The organism is Paraburkholderia fungorum, assembly GCF_003610895.1.
Classification (GTDB): domain Bacteria; phylum Pseudomonadota; class Gammaproteobacteria; order Burkholderiales; family Burkholderiaceae; genus Paraburkholderia; species Paraburkholderia fungorum_B.
Genome location: NZ_MCAS01000001.1, coordinates 151,938 through 169,215 on the forward strand (window position 1 = coordinate 151,938; position 17,278 = coordinate 169,215).

Sequence of the window (17,278 nt, forward strand, 5' to 3'; positions counted from 1 at the left end):
TCGCCAGCAGAGCGGCAACGAAGCCGATGCGAGGACACCCCGTTGGCTTCAGGCGGTTGCGTTGAATGCCTCGTGATAGGTCACATTGCCCGCGGGCCAGACGCCGCCCAGTAAAATCGCCTGAAAATACTCGGGCGGCACACCCGGCAGCACCAGGCGAGGCGTGGCAGTGAAACCGAAACGTCCATAGTAGGCGGGGTCGCCGAGAACCACGCAGCCGCTGGCACCCAGCCGCTGCAATTCGGCCAGCGCCGCCTCCATCAATTGCGATCCGATACCCTGCCCCTGGTGATGGGGCAACACCGAGACCGGACCCAAACCGTACCACCCTGCTGCACCGTCGGAGATGGAGACCGGCGACAGCGCAATGTGTCCGACGATCCCCTCTTCATCTTGCGCGACCAGCGAAATCGACAGTTGCCGGGCACGCCGTAACGCATTCACGATGAAATGCTCGGCGCCATTCGTGTGCGGGGCATGCTCAAACGCGGCGATCGTGAGTTGCTCGATTGCCGGCACATCGGCGGGCAATTCGGCTCGTATCCTGAGTGAGGGAGTGTGGGAGTCTTTGTTCATGTTGAAGCGAGTCTCGTCGTCGATCATCGCGCGAAGCGCCTTGAACAGCGCCGTTGCGTCCGTGTACTTCCTGCCATATCCGAGATTGAATTCATAATCGAAATCTTCAGGGTTTTTCCCCTGATTGTGCTGAAGCAGCGTTTCAAGTTTATCCAATGCCTTAACGGCCCGTGCCTCCGGTGAGGCGGCGTTATCGTACTCGTCCCATAGCGACAGGATGCCATCCTGTGTCGATGCATCGAGCGCGCGGGTCAGTATCACCAGATCGCGCCGCTCCTGTTCGCTCTTGTTCGGACACGCATGCTGCTCGGTCGCCGGAACGTCCCCATGAAGTGCTTCGCCCAGATCGTGGATCACGCACATCTTCAGAACCCTGACGAAATCCAGATCGCCCAATTCCGCTTCGAAGGTGATCGCCATCAGACACAAGCGCCAGCTGTGTTCCGCGGTGCTCTCATTGCGGCCCGACGAAGTGTGCGCAGTTCTCAGCACGTCTTTGAGTTTTTCCGCTTCGCGCAGAAACGCGAGTTTTCCCTGCAGATTTTCGATGCTCACGTGACTCTCTCCGGCAGTCGCCTATGCGACCTGTCCTGTCGATTCAACACACTGGATTAGCATGATGTCCCGCTACCGATCGTACCGGTATGGCGTTTCGCAGTACACGCATAAGATATGCGCCGCGCGAGAGCGACAGTTTGGCGATGAATTCAGCTAGAGCGTTTCGACAAGACGCACGGCTTTGCCGTCGGAGAGCGTCATACGGGTCCAGCGGCAACGGCTTTCGAGAATCGGCACATGCGGCGAATGATTCACACCGCTGCCGAACTCCAACGGCGCTGGCGCGAGCACGCTGCGCCAACCCAGATCGTCTAGCAAAAGCTCTTGCGCCACGATCTCCGGCGTTGCGTAGCGCCACAATGAACGCCCAAAAAGAGCGCCGGGAGGAATACCGAATTGAGCGGCGCGTGCCGACGAACATGCCAGCAGACGATGCGTGAGATCGCAGACCAGATGTACTTCACGCGGGCTTTCGGTGACAAGTCGCTCAAGCGCGCGATCCGCGGCTGATTCGAGACGCGCCGCCAGCAATCTTTCCACCCTCGCTCGCTCTGCCGGCTCCATCTCCTGAATGCCGGCTTCCCATCGCGAGATGGTCGATTGGGCCACACCGAACATCTCGGCCGCGTGCGTTTGCTTCACGCGATGCAGCAAGCGCCAGCGCTTCAGTGCGATTCCGAGTGCGAGAGGAGTGAGGGTCAGGCTGTCCATACTCGTGAGATTGTACCCGTCGGCCAAATCGTCCCGAAGCTGGCGAGACACTCGACACCGACACCGGCGCATAAAGCGCCTATTCTTAAGATGCCCATTGGGCATCAACCAGGGAGAACAACATGCGCATGCTTCTCAACGTCAGGATACCGCACGAACCATTCAACACGCTGGTGCGAGAAGGCACCGCCGGCGCAGTGATAGGGAAAATACTTGAGGAATTGAAACCGGAAGCCGCTTACTTCACCAATCAGGATGGAGCGCGTGGCGCAGTACTCGTGGTGAACCTCGAGGATCCATCGGGAATCCCGGCACTAGCGGAACCGTGGTTTCTGCAATTCAACGCCGATATCGAACTGCGCGTCGCCATGGTGGCGGAAGATCTCATGAAAGCCAATCTGGACAATCTCGGGGCGAAATGGAAATAGCGTACCCACGTATCAAACGGCAGGTTTGCGGCCAGCGGCTCATCAAATACGCCGCTGGCGGCACCACATAAACAGTCTCGACGATCGCGCTCTGCTCAGAAGTTGCTGAAGAAAGCCCGGGCGGCGAGCATGCAGAACGACGCGACCAGTTCACCGTGATAGGCCTGAAGCACCGCTGAGGCGCCGCCATCGGTTGCGCCGCCCGCAACGGCCTGATTGGCGAGCGTCGCTTTCGCACTGGCAAAACCCTGCTTGATCGGTGCGTATGGATCATTGGGCCCAGCGATTGGCGAGTCCACATCCAGCACGGAGGTGAGGCTCGCCGGCACTTTCGCGTTCTGCCAATAGGCCTGCTCGATGCGAGCATTGAAGAAAAACACCGTGGGATCCGAGCCGCCGCCGCACAGCAGAACCGGCGCGCGCGGCAACCAGTTGCGCAAGTCATTGCGCTTGAATGCCTGGCGCAGCGGTTGCATGGGATTTGCCGCCGGCGTCATGGCAACCGTGGTGTTGGGAAACGCGCCATCGGGATTGGCCGCGGCGTCCTCCAGAAGACTCAGACGATAGGCGTTGCGCACGAGATTGGCGTTGCCGAAGCCCGCGGCGAACACGGGGGTGAGCGACGGCGGTGTGAGCGGCGGCGAGGTCGGCGGCGTCATCGATGCATATTGCGGCGCGGGAGGAACGCTGTTGAAGAGTTGCGCCGAGGGCAGTTTGCCTTTCGCAAACAGCGTGTCGAGCGGCTGCACGTTGGGCAGGAGATTCTCGATACCCGCGGCATAGGCCGCTTCGTAGAAATCGCCCGGTTTGCGATAGATGTTCTCGTACGCATGCTGATAGCTGGTCACGATCAGGGGCGTGAATAGCGTGGAGCCCAGGTTCACCTCGCCTTCGACGAGCGCGTCGGCGGTGGCGGCTAGCGCATAGGGACCCGATCCCGGCGCGGATGCCGTGACCTTGACACCCGCTGCCTGCAAAGCACGATGCGTGGCCAATGCCACGAAACCGCCCTGCGAATAACCGGTGACGAAGAGCTTACCGTTCTCGCGCGCCCTTCGTTCAGGCCTCATTTCCCCCAACGCCAGCCGTGCCGCGCGAAGCGAATCGATCACATCGGCGGATTGCTGATCGGCGTTCAGGTAGGGGTGGTACGTGAGATCGGAGCCCGCATAGCCCGCGTAGTTGGTTGCCACCACGACATAGCCCTGGGCCGCATACATGGCGGCCACGCTGATGCCCTCGCCCGCACCATCGCTATTGCCCGGATCGGTCTGCGTGATGTCGGCGATGTTGTAGTTGCGGTATGCGGTCGTGCCGTGCGCGTAGAGCATCAACGGACGCGGCCCGCTGCATGCCGCCGACCGTCCACCCGGGATCATCAGGGCGCCGCTGGCGGTCGTGGGTTCGCCCGCGCCGCCGATGGTCCGGTAGCGGAAGGTCACGATCTCCACGTTGCAGGCGGGCGCGCCGGCGATCTGCTCGAGTTGCTGACCGGATGCGTTCGATGCAAGCAATTTCGAAAACGCCGCGGCACTGAGCCGTAGCGTGACTCGATGATCGAGCAGCTGTCCGCGGGCGTTGCACCCCGCTTCGCAAGCGGAGCCCGCTTGCACATAAGCACTGACGCCCAACGTGGAACATGTCAGCAGCACAAGGGCCGCGTTTCGCATCGCTACAGGCATGTGAGGCTCCGTCTTGTTGGTATTGATTACGGCGGTTGGGCTGCCTTCAGAGTGAATTGAGTATAGGTAAACAGATTGGCGATCAGGTCGCGACTTGCGCGTATTGAGCCGGCGCTGCCGGCGCTCGCCGTACAGCGCCGGCGCGCCTGTCTTTGTGCCTGTCAGTTCTTCCAGAGCGTGCGGCCGAAGAACGTCAGCGTGCGGTCCCAGGCCTGCTGCGACCAGACCGGATCGAACTGGGTCCGGGAGATACGGCCCGGCCCGACTGCCGTTTCATTGGCGAACGAGTGCTGCGCAAGATAGCGATGAAATTCGACGTCGACATTGGCCGCGATCAGCTTGGCCTCCAATGCATCGACCGTCTCAGCGGCGAAGAACTCGTCTTGCGTCGCCCAATGGCCCATGACGGGAACCTTGATCTTCGACGCGTCGATGTACTCGAGCGGAGGGAAGCCGTACCACACCACGGCAGCCGCCACGTCGGGGATATTGCATAGCGCAAGCCAGGTGAGTGCGCCACCCATGCAATAACCGGTCACGCCGACGCTCACCGCCTGCTGCTTCAGATACTCGACGGCGCCCCGCACGTCCTGCGCAGCGGCGTCGCCGAAGTTGAGCCCGCTCATCAGATGGTGCGCCTCCTCTTCTTCCACCGTGGATTTGCCGCGGTAAAGATCGGGCACCAGCGCCAGATAGCCGGCTTGCGCGAGCCGGTCCGCCACGCCGCGGATCTGGTCGTTCAACCCCCACCATTCCTGAATCACGACAATGGCAGGCGCGCCTTCCAGCTTCTGCGGCCTGGCCAGATAACCCTGAACTTCCTTGCCGTCCGGGCGGCTAAACGTGATCATCGATCCGCTGGTCTGTTTCATCAGTTGCTCCTCGAGGTAGGCGAAGCCGTTAGCATAGCGCCAGTGCGACGGGCACTGCTGAATTCAGGTTTTGCTTAAAACCACTCACAATATCTCGTGCAATGTTTTCACGAGCGTGCATAGGCACCTCTGCATTCGGCCCGGTTTTCCTCCCGGCCGCATGCTTTCTGGATCGCCTATTCGCAAAGTATTGTCACTAACCGGTGAGTACAGCTTCTGCAGGACTTGTTACTAGCCGACAATAACGCCCAATTGACTCTCTACGTGATCACAACATCCCGCATTAGCATGGAATGAAATTCAGCCAAGGAAATCCCTACATCAACGTCAGGATTTCCTGACGTTGAATTGGGTGACATCCGATCAACAAATTTTTTTGGTGCATTTATGCTCAACCGAGGCTTTTAGTTTATGATCTCTCCCCAGCGAAGTCGGCCAACTAAAAAGAGAACCCTGTTCTGCAAAGCCCCGGCGCGAAATTGTTAAATTTTAGTATGCGGCAAAAATGCCCGCCACTCGCACTGAATTCGTAAAATTGACTGACTACCGTCTCTCAGGTTCTGGCATGCAATCCTCGGACGCCAGAGTCTTTTCAGCCGACACACTGTGTCGGCTTTTTTTTTGCGGATTAGCCGCAGAAATAAACTCTCCCATCCGGCTGATTTCCGAAAGCATTAATTAAACGGAAAAATTAAATCTCCCGCAAACCTTTGCGAGATTAAATTATTTTCGGAGAAGCCCAGCCATATGGGCTTCATGCGAACGCCACGAAACTCGACAAAAACCCGACAAATCTACACACTGGAATTAAGAGATAAGAAAGAGTTATCTTTCCTGTAAAAAGACGCGGGGCATCTATTTGTATTATGAATAGATCGATGCCAGTTAGAGCGGCGCCTGATCGGTTTTCCATACTGACTAAAGCTTCAGTTGTGACCGTTCAGACGCCTTGCCTGAGTCAACACGATGATGTCTAGCGTGGGAATGCCGCCAGGAATCCGGATACTCTCGCAAGCCCCGCTTCAAGCACATGCCGATTATTCGCGTACCCAATGCGCACGTAGCCTTCCATATCGAGCGCACTGCCCGGTGTGAACATCACGCCGGTTTGTTCAATCAGCGCAGTGCAAAATTCCAGCGACGAGATCGGCAAGTCGTACCTCAGCAGCGCGGTCGTTCCCGACTTCGGCTTGATGTACGACATAGCCGGCTCCTGCGCCACCCAGGCGTCCAGAATCGCCAGATTGGTGCGTACGATGTCATGGTTGCGGGCAAGAATCGCCGCACGGTTTTCGAGCGCGATCGAAGCGAAATGATCGTCGATCATGCCGACACTGATCATGTTGTAGTCGCGATGAATCGCAACGGCACGAATCAGATCCTTCGGGCCGGCAATCCAGCCCAGCCGGAGACCGGCGAGCGAATACGTTTTGGACATGCTGCCGGTACTGATGCCACGCTCATAGACGTCGGCAATCGAAGCCGTGTAGCCAGTGCCGACCTGATCCGTCCCGCGATAGACCTCGTCGCAAAGCACATAGGCACCACAGGACCTCGCAATCTCGCCGATCTCCGTCAGAAACTGCTCGCCCATCAACGAACCGGTTGGGTTGTTCGGATTGTTGATCGCGATGAGCCGGGTTTTGTCGTTCACCAGACGCCGGAGCTCGGCAAGATCCGGAAGAAAACCGTTTTCTTCACGCAGCTTCAGAATCCGCACGTCCGCGCCGTAGCTCTCGGGAATCGAATAGTGCTGCTGATAGGTGGGCAGCACGGAGATCACCGTGTCGCCGGGTTCCACCAGCGTCTGATAGACCAGCGCATTGCCCCCGATCGCGCCATGCGTGACGATCAGGTTGGCGGGCGTTTGACGCGAGTACATCGCCGCGATCGCCTCACGCAGCCGCGTCGAGCCTTCAATCGCGCCGTACGTCAGTTTGAGCGGCCTTAGCTCGTCGAGAATGGTGTCCTGCTTGCCCGCGAGCGTGAGCAACTGGTCCATGGTCAACGATTCGACACAGGTCTCGGCCAGGTTGTACTCGCATTGGTTCTCGTAGAGATCCATCCAGCGCTCGACACCGAAGTCTTTGATCTTCATTTCAGTCTCCTTCGTGATTCGGCTCAATAGTGATTCATCGACGGAACGGGCCCGCTACAGCCGCTTACCGGAACCGCTCAGGGCGAAACGGATAGGGGTCGGCGCAAGGCGCGGCGCCCGTCATCATCTCCGCCAGCAAACGGCCCGTCACGGGACCGAGTGTCAATCCGTGGTGGTTATGGCCAAACGCGAACCAGAGTCCCCGATGGCGAGGCGCGCGTCCGATCACGGGCCGCATGTCCGGCGTACAAGGACGCAAGCCGAGCCATGGCGCGTCGTCCAGGCGGCGGCCCAGACCGAATACCGGCCGGGCGGCGCTTTCCGCGCGCGCGAGTTGAATCCCGGTTGGCGGCGCATCGCGGCGGGCGATTTCGACGCCTGTCGTCAAACGCAAGCGGCCTTCCATTGGGGCCACGACGTACCCTCTTTCCGTGTCCACGAGCGGTACCGAGAGCATCGGCTTCGTGGCCGCGTAGTGCATGTGATAACCGCGTTTCGCGCGCAGCGGTATGCGATAGCCGAGTGGCGCAAAAACTTTATCGGACCACGGGCCAAGCGCCACGACAACCTCATTGGCGCTGATCCTGCCTTGCTCGGTCTGCACAGTCCATGCATCTGCCTCCAGACGTAACGTGCTTGCCTGTGCGCTCAGAAACGTGCCGCCGCCCTCCTCGAACAGGCGCGCATAACCCTTCGTCAACGCGCCCGGATTGGAAATACTCTTCGGGTCCTGCCAATGCAAGGCGCCGCAAAAACCGGCGCCTAAACCCGGTTCGTGCGCCAGCAGTTGCGCGGCATCGAGCTGCGTCATGCGCAATCCGTGTGCCCTCGCCGTGACTTCGGCCGCTGATGCCTGCCGTTCATATGCCGCGGGCGTGCGGAATGCCTCGAGCCAGCCGCCGTCGTGCGCGAGGTTCTGGAGGCCTGCACGCTCGATCAGCACGTCGTGTTCGACGACGCTTTGCCGGATCAAGGGCAGCATGTCGCGGGCGGCCGCTTCCACCCGCTCTGGGGACGACTCCCACCAGAATCGCGCGAGCCACGTGGCAAAAGACGGCAAGGCCTTGTAGTCCCAGTACAGGTCGGTCGAACGATTGCGCACGTAGCGCAGCAGCGTTCCCAGATCGCGTGGAAAGGCATAAGGGAGCACCGACGAACGCTCGATCAGACCTGCATTGCCGAAACTGGTTTCCTCGCCGGGGCCGCGCCGATCCACCAGCGCCACGCGGCGTCCGCGATCCTGCAGATGCAACGCTGACGACACGCCGACGATCCCGGCGCCCAGCACGATCACATCGAAATCCATAAGTTACTTCGCGATGATGTCGCGCTTGAAATACTTCTGCGAAAGATTGCTGAGCGTACCGTCCTTCTTCAAAGCGTCGAGCGCGGCGTCGATCTTGCCCGCCAACGCCTTGTCGCCCTTACGCAAACCAAAACCCGTCCCTTCGCCAAGCGTTGCCGGATCGCTGAGCGGCTGGCCGACAATCGCATAGTCCTTGCCTGAGGGTTTGTTCAGAAAACCATCCTCAACGGTCTGCGCTTCCTGGACGGCGGCATCCAGTCGTCCGGCAACGAGGTCGGCATACACCTGATCCTGGTCCTGATACGAGACGATCGATACGCCTGCATTCGCCCAGTGGCGCTTGAGGAAATCTTCCTGCGACGATCCCTGCAGGACACCGACATGTTTGCCCTGCAGGTGCTTCACATCCGGCAGTAAGGACGAACCACGCTTTGCCACCATCACGATCGGCACCACGTAGATCGGCGGCGTGAAATCAATGGACTGTTTGCGCTTGTCCGTGATGTTCATTGCGGAGTTGATCACATCGAATTTGCGCGCCTGCAGAGCGGGAATCAGACCGTCGAACGCGTTTTCCACCCACTCGCATTTCACACCCATCTTTGCACAAACCGCATTGCCGACATCAACGTCGAATCCCTGCAGTTGCCCTGTCGGCGACTTGCTCTCGAACGGCGGATACGCCGCCTCGATGCCGAAACGCAAGGTGCTTTGCGTCTCCGCGCTCACGGTGCCGACCGAACCGATTAACGCAGCCGCGACGAGAAGTGACAGTGAAAGCTTCAGAGGCATGATGGTTCCCAGTATGGTTGAAGGGTCGCGAATTCAGGGCGAGAGCGGTCGCAAAACGTCGCAAAACGTCACACACGGCGCAGCGCCGGGAGACCGCGTGAGAAGCAAATGAGACCGGCTTCTCACACTCTCTCTGGAACAACAGTCTATTCTGGACATTGGCAATTGCAAGCAATTTTCAAAAATAAAAGTCCAGACTGGACTTTTTTGACTTTAGAATCGTGCTGACGCCGCACGCCGGCAACGATCTGGAGAGCAAGCCCATGAGCAGCACAGACCAAGTATTCCCGTTGATCGTCCAACAGGACGCAGTGCGCAAAGCCCTGCCCCACCTCGATGTGCGCGGCGCGCTGACACGCATGTTTCTCGCGCTTGCCAACGACGCCGCGGTGCAACCGCCTCAGACCTTCACCCCTTTTCCGCAAGGGGCTGGCGATTTCATCACCTACCTCGGGGTCATGGCGCAAGCCAAAGTGTTCGGAGCCAAGTTGTCGCCGTATATCGTGACAGAATCGAAACCGGTCATCACGGCGTGGACTGCGCTGATGTCGATGGAAACAGGGCAGCCCTTGATGTGGTGCGATGCCGGATTGCTCACCGTCGAGCGTACCGCCGGTGCGAGCGCACTAGCAGTGGATCATCTTGCGGCACCGGATGCGCGCCGGCTCGCCATCGTCGGTGCGGGCGCGGTGGGACAGGCCCATCTGCGCCATCTCGCGGCGCTAAGGCCGTGGGACCTGATCAGTGTGTTTTCACCCGAGCTTGGTGGAAACGAGGCACGGCGCGCGGCAATCGGCGCTCTCGATGAGCGTGCGCTGGTTTGCGCCACGCTTGAAGATTGTTTGCGCGATGCGGACGTGGTGGCGTTGTGCACGTCCTCAGGCACACCGGTCCTTTCGCAAGGCATGCTGACAAAGCCGGCGCTCATTACGTCGATCAGCACGAACGTCGCGAATGCTCACGAAATTCCGCCTGCATGGCTGCCGAACATGGATGTCTATTGCGACTACCGGCCAACCACGCCTGCCAGTGCGGGGGAAATGAAGCTGGCGGCGCAGTTGCATGACTGGTCGCCGGAAAACGTGCTGGGCGATCTGCCTGAACTGGTGTCCGGCATCGCCAGAAAACCCTCCGGGCAACGGCACGCTTTCTTTCGCTCAATTGGACTCGGACTTGAAGACGTGGCGATTGCCAACGAACTATTCAGACACCTGGCTGGGCGGCGCAGCGACATGGCAGAATGACGCACAACATGCGGATTAGCAGCACCGTGATGCAACACGTTGCAGACTTTCCGCCCTCTGGAATCTCCCCGTCCCTATGCGAAAGACTAAGACAACAGCCGCACGCAGGCTCCTTCTGGATCGATACGGCCGCGTCGCCGACGGTATCGCGCTGCTCTTTTTCCCCTACGTTGAAGTCGTGATTCATGACTTGCAAAGCCAGACGGTTGCTTACATCGCGAACAACCTGTCCAAGCGCGAACTGGGTGACGAATCGGCACTGGAAGAAATCGACCATTCGGTGGAGTCAGGCACAGTCGGTCCATACGAAAAGATCAACTGGGACGGCCGGCGGATGCGCTGTGTCAGCACCGTACTCTTCGACGATGCAGGTGCCGCCGTTGGTGTGATGTGCGTGAACTACAACATTGCGGTCTTCGAAGACATGAAGCATGTCATCGACCGGGTGATCTCCGGCGCGGGCGTGGTCAAGCAGCCCGAGGAGTTGTTCAAGGACGACTGGCAGGAACGCATCAACACGTTCCTTCACGCATGGCTTCAGGAACGCCAGCTGGCATTGAACTCGCTGACCCGCGACCATCGCAGGGAACTGGTCGAAGCTCTTTGGGAAGAAGGCGCGTTCAAGGGAAAGAGTGCCGCCAACTACGTGGCAAACGTGCTGGGAATGGGGCGCGCAACCGTGTATCAGCACATCAGAGATCTGCGAGATGCCGCAGTCTGAGTGGATCGGCGCGCTACCGTGTCACCCGTAGCGCGCCGATACTAGCCGGCCTTATTGGCCCGTATAGCCGACTGGAACAGTCGCGTTGGCCTTGGCGACCGTCGCGTTGTTCGACACGATGTACTGCGGCACTTCGGTGAGGGTCAGCGTGACCTGGCCGTTGGTATAGGCAAGCGTGCTGGTATTGCCGTAGCCATCGATCTTCGTCACATTGCCCGACGTACCGGCGCTGTCGACCTGAAGCGTATAGCTCGTCGAGTAGGTCTGGCTATAGAGACCACCGCTCGCCGGCCACTGCGCATTGCTGTGCGCCCATGCAGCCGTCACCACCTTGCCGTTGCCGAGTTGCTGGAACGCATACGCAAAGGTACCGGATGGCGCACTCGTGATCCGGCCCAATGTATTCGTGCCGTCCAGCACACGCGTCATCGTGGCGAAGGCCATCGCTTCGGGCTTCGGCGAAAGGTTCGACGCACCGTACGCGCCTTGAGCGTCATTCAGGTCGAAGAACGTGCCGTATCCCACTTCGCCGGGATAATCCGCACCGTAGAAGAGCGTCGTCAACTGTGCGCCACCACCCAGCACAATGATGTGCGAGCGCACGCCAACCGCGGCCTGGGCAAACAACTGGTTCTGCGACGGTACCGTCGGACCATAGTTAAGACCCGGATCGTAACTCGTGCCCTGTTCGGTGACGAACAGCTTCATGTTCGGCTTGCCGGCCTGCATCACCGAACGCAGCTGCGTCATCTGGTTATCGAGCGCGTTTGCCTGGTTCGCCGTGCTCGGATCGGAGTCCTGCAATTCAGGCGGATGAGCCGGATAGGTACCCGCATTCCAGTAGCCATGCGTCGAGACCGCATCGATGTAATTCCACAGGCCGAGCGCACCGAACGTCTGCAGATAACCCGTTGTGCAGGTGGTGCAATTCGCGGGGAACGGATTGGTGGGACCCATCACGACGGCATTCGGATCGGTCGAATGAAGGCCCTGGTACGCGGCCTTGTACATGGCGACGAAGTTAGCATTGCTGTCCGCCCAGCCGAGGCTCGGCTCCCACGTCACCTGATAGTAGTTGCTCTGCTGGTTCGGGTAGTTTGCCGCGCGAATCAGGCTCGTATCGGTACCGACCTTGGCCATGAAGCTCTGGAACTCCGGCATGTTCGACGGTGCATAGTAGCTGTCGTTGAATTGACCCGTCTTCGAATCCCAGGCAGGCAATCCATCGAGACGCACGATGCGCATCTGATCAGGATTCGCCTTGTAGAACGGATCGAGATCGTTCACGCTCGGCGTGTACGTGTTGGGACCGTTGGGCTCCATCGCCGAAACTTCACGGTCGTCGATGGTCCATGAGACGCCCATATCGTGCAGCGCGGCGATGTTCCCATTGAAGCCCTGCATGCCGAAGCGGTGCTGATCCTGATGGGCATACGTGACGGTACCCAGTACCGGCGTCAGGTTCGGCAACACGCCGAACGTCGCGATACCCACCGGACGCGTACCGCTGTTTGGCAACGTGCCGCCGTTCGAGCGCAGTGTCGCGGTCAGCGCGCCATAGCCGGACCATGTCGACGTGCACGGAATCGAGTTGGTTTGCACGCCCGCGCTAACCGCAAAACTGCCCTGCGTCTTGATCGCGCCATTCGAATCTGCCACGGACCAGACGACCGTATCCGCGCCCGGCGCGTTTGTCGTAATCGCGAGCTTGAACGGTGTGTTGTTCTGGAAAATACGCAGACCGTCGGTGTTGGGGGTGTCGGCGCTGATCACACCGTTGGCGGTTCCGCCGGCGGTATGTGTTGGCGTGCCGCAGGAGAGCGTGGAGCTGCCCGGCGTTGGCGTTGGCGTTGGCGTCGGCGTTGGCGTTGGCGTTGGCGTTGGCGTTGGCGTTGGCGTTGGCGTTGGCGTTGGCGTTGGCGTTGGCGTTGGCGTCGGTGTCGGTGTCGGTGTCGGTGTCGGTGTCGGTGTCGGTGTCGGTGTCGGCGTCGGCGTCGGCGTTGGAGCCGGCGTCGGGCTAGCGGCAACCGCTCTCACCCAACACGATTTGCCATAGCCGAATGCGGGATCCGTCTGCGAGACCGCGCCGACATAGCATCCCACCCCGTTGCTGAATGTAGCGGGGGCCGTCAGCATGGTCGACGGCGCATTGGGCGGAACTGCACCGAACACCACCGAGCCTGTCCCGAGGAATTTGCAGGTGCCGTTCTCTTGCGCGCACAACTTGTATTGCAGTCCGGCGACGGTGATGGTGCTCGTTGCTGCCTGCACGTTTTCCGCGCCGAACCATGCCAGCACGGTTGCTGCCGCAACTCCTAGAAGTTTGAAGTTTCTCGTCATTGTCGATGTGTGTCTCTGAAAATCAGGTTATCCCCGAGGATTGAGCAGGATCGAACCAGGCCGTCCCGCCTTGACGTTGTTTGTGTACAGAGAGAGTTGAAGCGGCGAACGCCATGAAAGCGCTCATTGCTGATGAAGCTGATGCTTCCGATGTGCTGTTACCCGCCGGCAGACACGGCCAGGCATTCGAACGTGCGCCGGGCGCCGCCATGCCACAGCGCGCTCAACGTTTTCGATCTGCCATCCATCAACGGATAATTATTACGTATTACTTACTATTAACAAAAAATCTGCGCGATGAAGTTCTATCAGTGATTTACGGAGAACCTGGTCGCCCGATATCAGCCGAGGCAAATCCAGAACACGACAGGTGCGTCCGGAATACGAAATTAATTAGGTTTCGAGCCCAATTCCGGCACTGCAAAACCTGTGAAAGTCGCTGACAGGTAGCGTCAAAGTCGCTCGACTCATTCGCAACCCATTTGTTTGAGAGGCACTGATCCAGTGCCGCGAAAACGCCTGCCCACGCAACCTTTACTTGATCGACGCAGTTCTCGGCGCACGTCCGGCATTACTTACAGCCAGTTCTTTGGCAGACGAATTATAAACGTTTCATCTGCGTAACATCACCACGAACGGGGATGATAAGTAGTAGTTCAAAGAATCTTCCGGAAAACGTCCCGACGATTTTCCAAAGGAGGGGAAACGGAAAATCTCTGCCTCACCGGGAGGCGGAAAACGCAAATCTTTGACTTCGATTGAAGAAAAATAAATCGGTAAAAGAGAGAACGGCGTCCGCCATTTTTATATTATTAATATCAATAGGCGTGAGAGATAAATGCGCGGTCAGCGAGAACCAGGCGGTGCGAATTCAACGAGGCGTAGAACGCGCACCGCCTCTTTTCATCTGATCATAGTCTTCAAAGTAAACCGGTCAAGGCGTCCAGCGGTAAACAATGACGCTCGATCCGTTGTAGTTGTCTTTCGTGATCACGTACTCACCGGCCGATCGAAGGTACGCCCTGAGGCCATACATCGAATCCACGTCGTTGCCCACGTCCACCGCACCCGCGCTCGAGTTGATCAGCGTCGTATCGAGATTGCCCGTGGTGAGATTGAAGGCGTCGATGTTGGGCACCGTATGCACGTAGCCAACAAAAAGGTAGTTCCCGGCAGCCGTGATCGACTTGGGATTGGCACTCGTGAGATTGATTACCGGATTGGGCCGCGTCGTGTTGCCCGCACTCCAGCCGTGATACACCTCGATCCTCGATTGCATCGCCGTCCAGTCCCAACTCCCGGCAATACCTTGCGCGAGGATCATGGTGTCGCTCTCCGGCAAGTAGATGATGCGCGCCAAAGGCCGGATGCTCTGCGGAATGGAGATGGCGATTCCAGGTCCCCATGTCGGCTTGCCTTCGCCATCGAAACTCGTCAACGGGTAGTGGTAGATGTGATTGGTCCTGTCCAGGCCGGCCCACACGTCTCCCCTGCTATCGATGCAAAATCCGCCTGTGACCGATCGGGTCGTGTTGAACGCCGGACCAGGAATCGACGCGTCCGGAATGGCGATATAGCCACTCGCCGCGTTGAAATGGAAGAAGTAGAAGATGCCGGGATTCTGGCCGGACGCCACGAGAATCCGGTTTCCACCAACGCTGACGAGCTGACCGAAGTGCTCATCGCGCTGCGTATCGTTCATGTTGAGGCGCGGATCGGACGGATAGGTGAACGGATCGACGGTATTCGCAACGAATGTGCCTCCGGCAGTGCCGGTATAAATGTTGGTGCCGCCATAGAAGTAAGCAGCGTCCGTAAGCGGATCCGGCGCGGCGACAGCCTCGAAGTTGAGGGACTGCAGCTTCCATTGCAGATTGCCGCCACTGTCATACGCGTGGATGTCGGTGCCGCCGTTGCGGCCGAGGTCCCAGCCACCGCCCCACGGATTGTTGAGCACATACAGATTGCCGGCTGCATCTTTACCGATACCGACAACACGCGTGAAACGCTTGTCTCCAACCTGACCTTTGATGCCGGCGGTGCTATCAAGATAGCCGCCCTGAATGCCGAACGTGCCGGCCAGCGTCGGCGTACCCGAGATGTTGTAGCGCTTGATGTTCATGTCGGGACCCTGATCCCCAACCATCAGCTGTCCTGAGGATGCATCGAAATACAGCGCGGATGGTTGCGAGGCCGCGGGCATCTGGATCGTGTTCAGCAAAGCGCCGCCGGAACTGAATTCGACGATCGCTCCTGCGCTTTGCTGCGCCACCCAGAGATTTCCCGCACCATCCAGGGCGAGTGCGCCGGGACTCGCTACGTTGATGTCCTGCTGCCATACGCCGTCGGTCGTATAGACCCGGACGCGATTACCCAGAAAATCGCTCGCATAAAGGAGTGAACCGGTTGTCGCGAGTCCGGTGATGACGTCGGCTCGCTTGACGGCGGTCCACGTGCTGACAGGAATGAGGAGATCGCGCTTCTGAGTCGCGCGGTTGTATCGTCCTACCGCGCCGCTGCCGTATTTGGTGCTGTACTGCAGCGCGGCGAAGATCGACGTGGCGTTCCCCGTGATGGCGCCACCCTGAAACTCGCTGTTGATCCCGATGGAACCGATGCTCTTGCCGTTCTGGTAGATCGCGACCCCACCCTCGTTTTCATCCCACATGGAGGCCGTGTAGATCACGCCTTCGGGCGCGACCCACATTGAGCGCGCGGTGTTGCCCACATGCGTGGCGAGCGTTCCGAATGTGTTTGCCAGCCAGTCGGTGCTGTACTGTGCCTGACATGCTGGCGCAAACACAATCGTCACAGCGATCACTGCGATTGCCACGCCATGCAGCGCGGCGCGAATTCGTTTTTTAACCATGGGCAATGCTCTCCTGACAGTAGTCCTTCGATAACATTGCTCACCGTATCATCGAGTAAAGCGTGAAAAATGCGGTCAGCATTTTTTTCGACTATTTGCCAGGTTTGCGAGGGTCGTTCAAGCTGGTGCCGCTACGTATCGCACAGTCACGGTGCATGCCTGTCATGCTCCGGAAACAATCAGTCAGGCCCTGACGGAGTCCGGCTTCAGCATGTCCATGAAGGCCCGGACTTTAGCGCTCAGCAGACGGCGCGAACTATAAAGCGCCCAGATCTCCACAGGCGCCCCCACTTCCGCTCCCCAGCAAACGAGCCGTCCCGCTCGCACATCCTGCTCGACCAGCAAGCGCGGCAGGAGCGCTGCGCCTACGCCCTGCAGCACCGCCTCGCGCACCATCAATAGCGACGACATCCGCAGTACCGGCATCGGCTTGATGAGCCTCGCACCACCGCCTTCCGTCCGCACGTTCCAGAGGACCCCAGGTGGCGTCGCAATGAACATGGCGGCCGGCACCTCAAGCGCCTCAGTTTCGCTTGCGGACGTCGACGGTATCGACATGCCCGGCGAAGCGACCAGGAGACGCTCGTCACCCAGAATGCGCCGCCCCACGAGTTGCTCGTCATGCGGTGGATCGATACGGATCACCAGGTCATAGCCGTCCTCCACCGGATCCGCGACGCGGTCTTCCGCGATGATCTCGAGTTCGACCTGCGGATAGGCCAGCGCAAAACGCGCGGCGATCTGGCACAGCAGGACATGCGCGAACACAACCGGTGCGCTGATACGCAAGCGCCCGCGCGGCACCGGCGCGCGCGACGCAACCGCTTCGCCCGCTTCCTGAATCTCCGTCATGAGTCCGCGCGTGCGCTCGTGGAGCGCGAGGCCTTCCTCGGTGAGACGCAATCTGCGTGCGCCGCGCTCGATCAGCCGCACGCCGAGGTCTTCTTCCAGCTCGGCCACGCGCCGCGACAGCGTGGCCTTGGGACGGTCGAGCGCGCGGCTGGCCGGTCCGAAGCCGCCGTGCAATGCAACGGCATTGAAATCCGCCAGCGAGGTCAAATCCATGATCGTTCCATTTATG

The 17,278-nt window shown here is 59.4% G+C and carries 14 protein-coding genes and 1 pseudogene; 4 read left to right on the top strand and 11 right to left on the bottom strand.

Translation table 11 applies throughout. The annotated features are described in order from the left end of the window. Nucleotides 1-48 precede the first annotated feature (48 nt). From BCY88_RS40065 to BCY88_RS00630, 3 genes and pseudogenes are all read right to left on the bottom strand, one after another. Nucleotides 49-576 carry a GNAT family N-acetyltransferase gene (locus tag BCY88_RS40065; protein ID WP_220669646.1) on the bottom strand — a complete coding sequence of 176 codons (528 nt, stop codon included), beginning with the start codon at nucleotides 574-576 and terminating at the stop codon, nucleotides 49-51. Continuing rightward, nucleotides 574-1,131 (bottom strand): annotated as a pseudogene (locus BCY88_RS40070) (HD domain-containing protein); the annotation flags it as partial. The pseudogene BCY88_RS40070 and the gene BCY88_RS40065, both read right to left, overlap by 3 nt. Nucleotides 1,132-1,287: 156 nt before the next feature. Continuing rightward, the gene (locus BCY88_RS00630) at nucleotides 1,288-1,845 is read right to left on the bottom strand and encodes a helix-turn-helix domain-containing protein (RefSeq protein ID WP_183081229.1); all 558 of its coding nucleotides are present in this window, start codon (nucleotides 1,843-1,845) and stop codon (nucleotides 1,288-1,290) included. A 122-nt stretch (nucleotides 1,846-1,967) separates the two neighbouring features. On the opposite strand from BCY88_RS00630, the gene BCY88_RS00635 reads away from it, so the two are divergent. Next, nucleotides 1,968-2,273 carry a panthothenate synthetase gene (locus BCY88_RS00635; RefSeq protein ID WP_120342342.1) on the top strand — a complete coding sequence of 102 codons (306 nt, stop codon included), beginning with the start codon at nucleotides 1,968-1,970 and terminating at the stop codon, nucleotides 2,271-2,273. Between the two features lie 95 nt (nucleotides 2,274-2,368). On the opposite strand, the gene BCY88_RS00640 is transcribed toward BCY88_RS00635, so the two are convergent. The 5 genes from BCY88_RS00640 to BCY88_RS00660 form a co-directional block, all read right to left on the bottom strand. Beyond that, nucleotides 2,369-3,955 (bottom strand): alpha/beta hydrolase family protein, encoded by a 1,587-nt coding sequence (locus BCY88_RS00640; protein ID WP_120342343.1) that lies wholly within the window; start codon nucleotides 3,953-3,955, stop codon nucleotides 2,369-2,371. A 161-nt stretch (nucleotides 3,956-4,116) separates the two neighbouring features. Next, complete coding sequence (locus BCY88_RS00645) at nucleotides 4,117-4,827, bottom strand: dienelactone hydrolase family protein (RefSeq protein WP_120342344.1); 711 nt, start codon at nucleotides 4,825-4,827, stop codon at nucleotides 4,117-4,119. A gap of 973 nt (nucleotides 4,828-5,800) precedes the next feature. After that, nucleotides 5,801-6,925, bottom strand: a complete 1,125-nt coding sequence (locus tag BCY88_RS00650) for an aminotransferase (RefSeq protein ID WP_120342345.1) — start codon at nucleotides 6,923-6,925, stop codon at nucleotides 5,801-5,803. A 64-nt stretch (nucleotides 6,926-6,989) separates the two neighbouring features. Further along, on the bottom strand, nucleotides 6,990-8,231 hold the full coding sequence (locus tag BCY88_RS00655; protein ID WP_120342346.1) for an NAD(P)/FAD-dependent oxidoreductase: 1,242 nt from the start codon (nucleotides 8,229-8,231) through the stop codon (nucleotides 6,990-6,992). Between the two features lie 3 nt (nucleotides 8,232-8,234). Beyond that, a complete protein-coding gene (locus BCY88_RS00660; protein ID WP_120342347.1) occupies nucleotides 8,235-9,023 on the bottom strand; it encodes an ABC transporter substrate-binding protein in 789 nt (262 codons plus the stop codon). A gap of 263 nt (nucleotides 9,024-9,286) precedes the next feature. Here BCY88_RS00660 and BCY88_RS00665 point away from each other — a divergent pair, with 263 nt between their 5' ends. Together BCY88_RS00665 and BCY88_RS00670 are read left to right on the top strand one after the other, a co-directional pair. Continuing rightward, the gene (locus BCY88_RS00665; protein WP_120342348.1) at nucleotides 9,287-10,267 is read left to right on the top strand and encodes an ornithine cyclodeaminase family protein; all 981 of its coding nucleotides are present in this window, start codon (nucleotides 9,287-9,289) and stop codon (nucleotides 10,265-10,267) included. Nucleotides 10,268-10,343: 76 nt separating this feature from the next. Next, nucleotides 10,344-10,988 carry a helix-turn-helix transcriptional regulator gene (locus tag BCY88_RS00670; protein WP_120342349.1) on the top strand — a complete coding sequence of 215 codons (645 nt, stop codon included), beginning with the start codon at nucleotides 10,344-10,346 and terminating at the stop codon, nucleotides 10,986-10,988. A 51-nt stretch (nucleotides 10,989-11,039) separates the two neighbouring features. Here BCY88_RS00670 and BCY88_RS00675 read toward each other — a convergent pair whose 3' ends face one another. Further along, the gene (locus BCY88_RS00675) at nucleotides 11,040-12,761 is read right to left on the bottom strand and encodes a glycoside hydrolase family protein (protein WP_120342350.1); all 1,722 of its coding nucleotides are present in this window, start codon (nucleotides 12,759-12,761) and stop codon (nucleotides 11,040-11,042) included. Between the two features lie 65 nt (nucleotides 12,762-12,826). On the opposite strand from BCY88_RS00675, the gene BCY88_RS40170 reads away from it, so the two are divergent. Further along, entirely contained in the window at nucleotides 12,827-13,009 is a 183-nt protein-coding gene (locus BCY88_RS40170; RefSeq protein WP_259461173.1) for a hypothetical protein, read from the top strand. Between the two features lie 1,253 nt (nucleotides 13,010-14,262). On the opposite strand, the gene BCY88_RS00685 is transcribed toward BCY88_RS40170, so the two are convergent. Further along, nucleotides 14,263-16,197 carry an SMP-30/gluconolactonase/LRE family protein gene (locus BCY88_RS00685; RefSeq protein ID WP_120342351.1) on the bottom strand — a complete coding sequence of 645 codons (1,935 nt, stop codon included), beginning with the start codon at nucleotides 16,195-16,197 and terminating at the stop codon, nucleotides 14,263-14,265. 183 nt (nucleotides 16,198-16,380) lie between these two features. Continuing rightward, nucleotides 16,381-17,262, bottom strand: coding sequence for a LysR family transcriptional regulator (locus BCY88_RS00690; protein ID WP_120342352.1), 882 nt, complete (start codon nucleotides 17,260-17,262; stop codon nucleotides 16,381-16,383). Nucleotides 17,263-17,278: the final 16 nt, after the last annotated feature.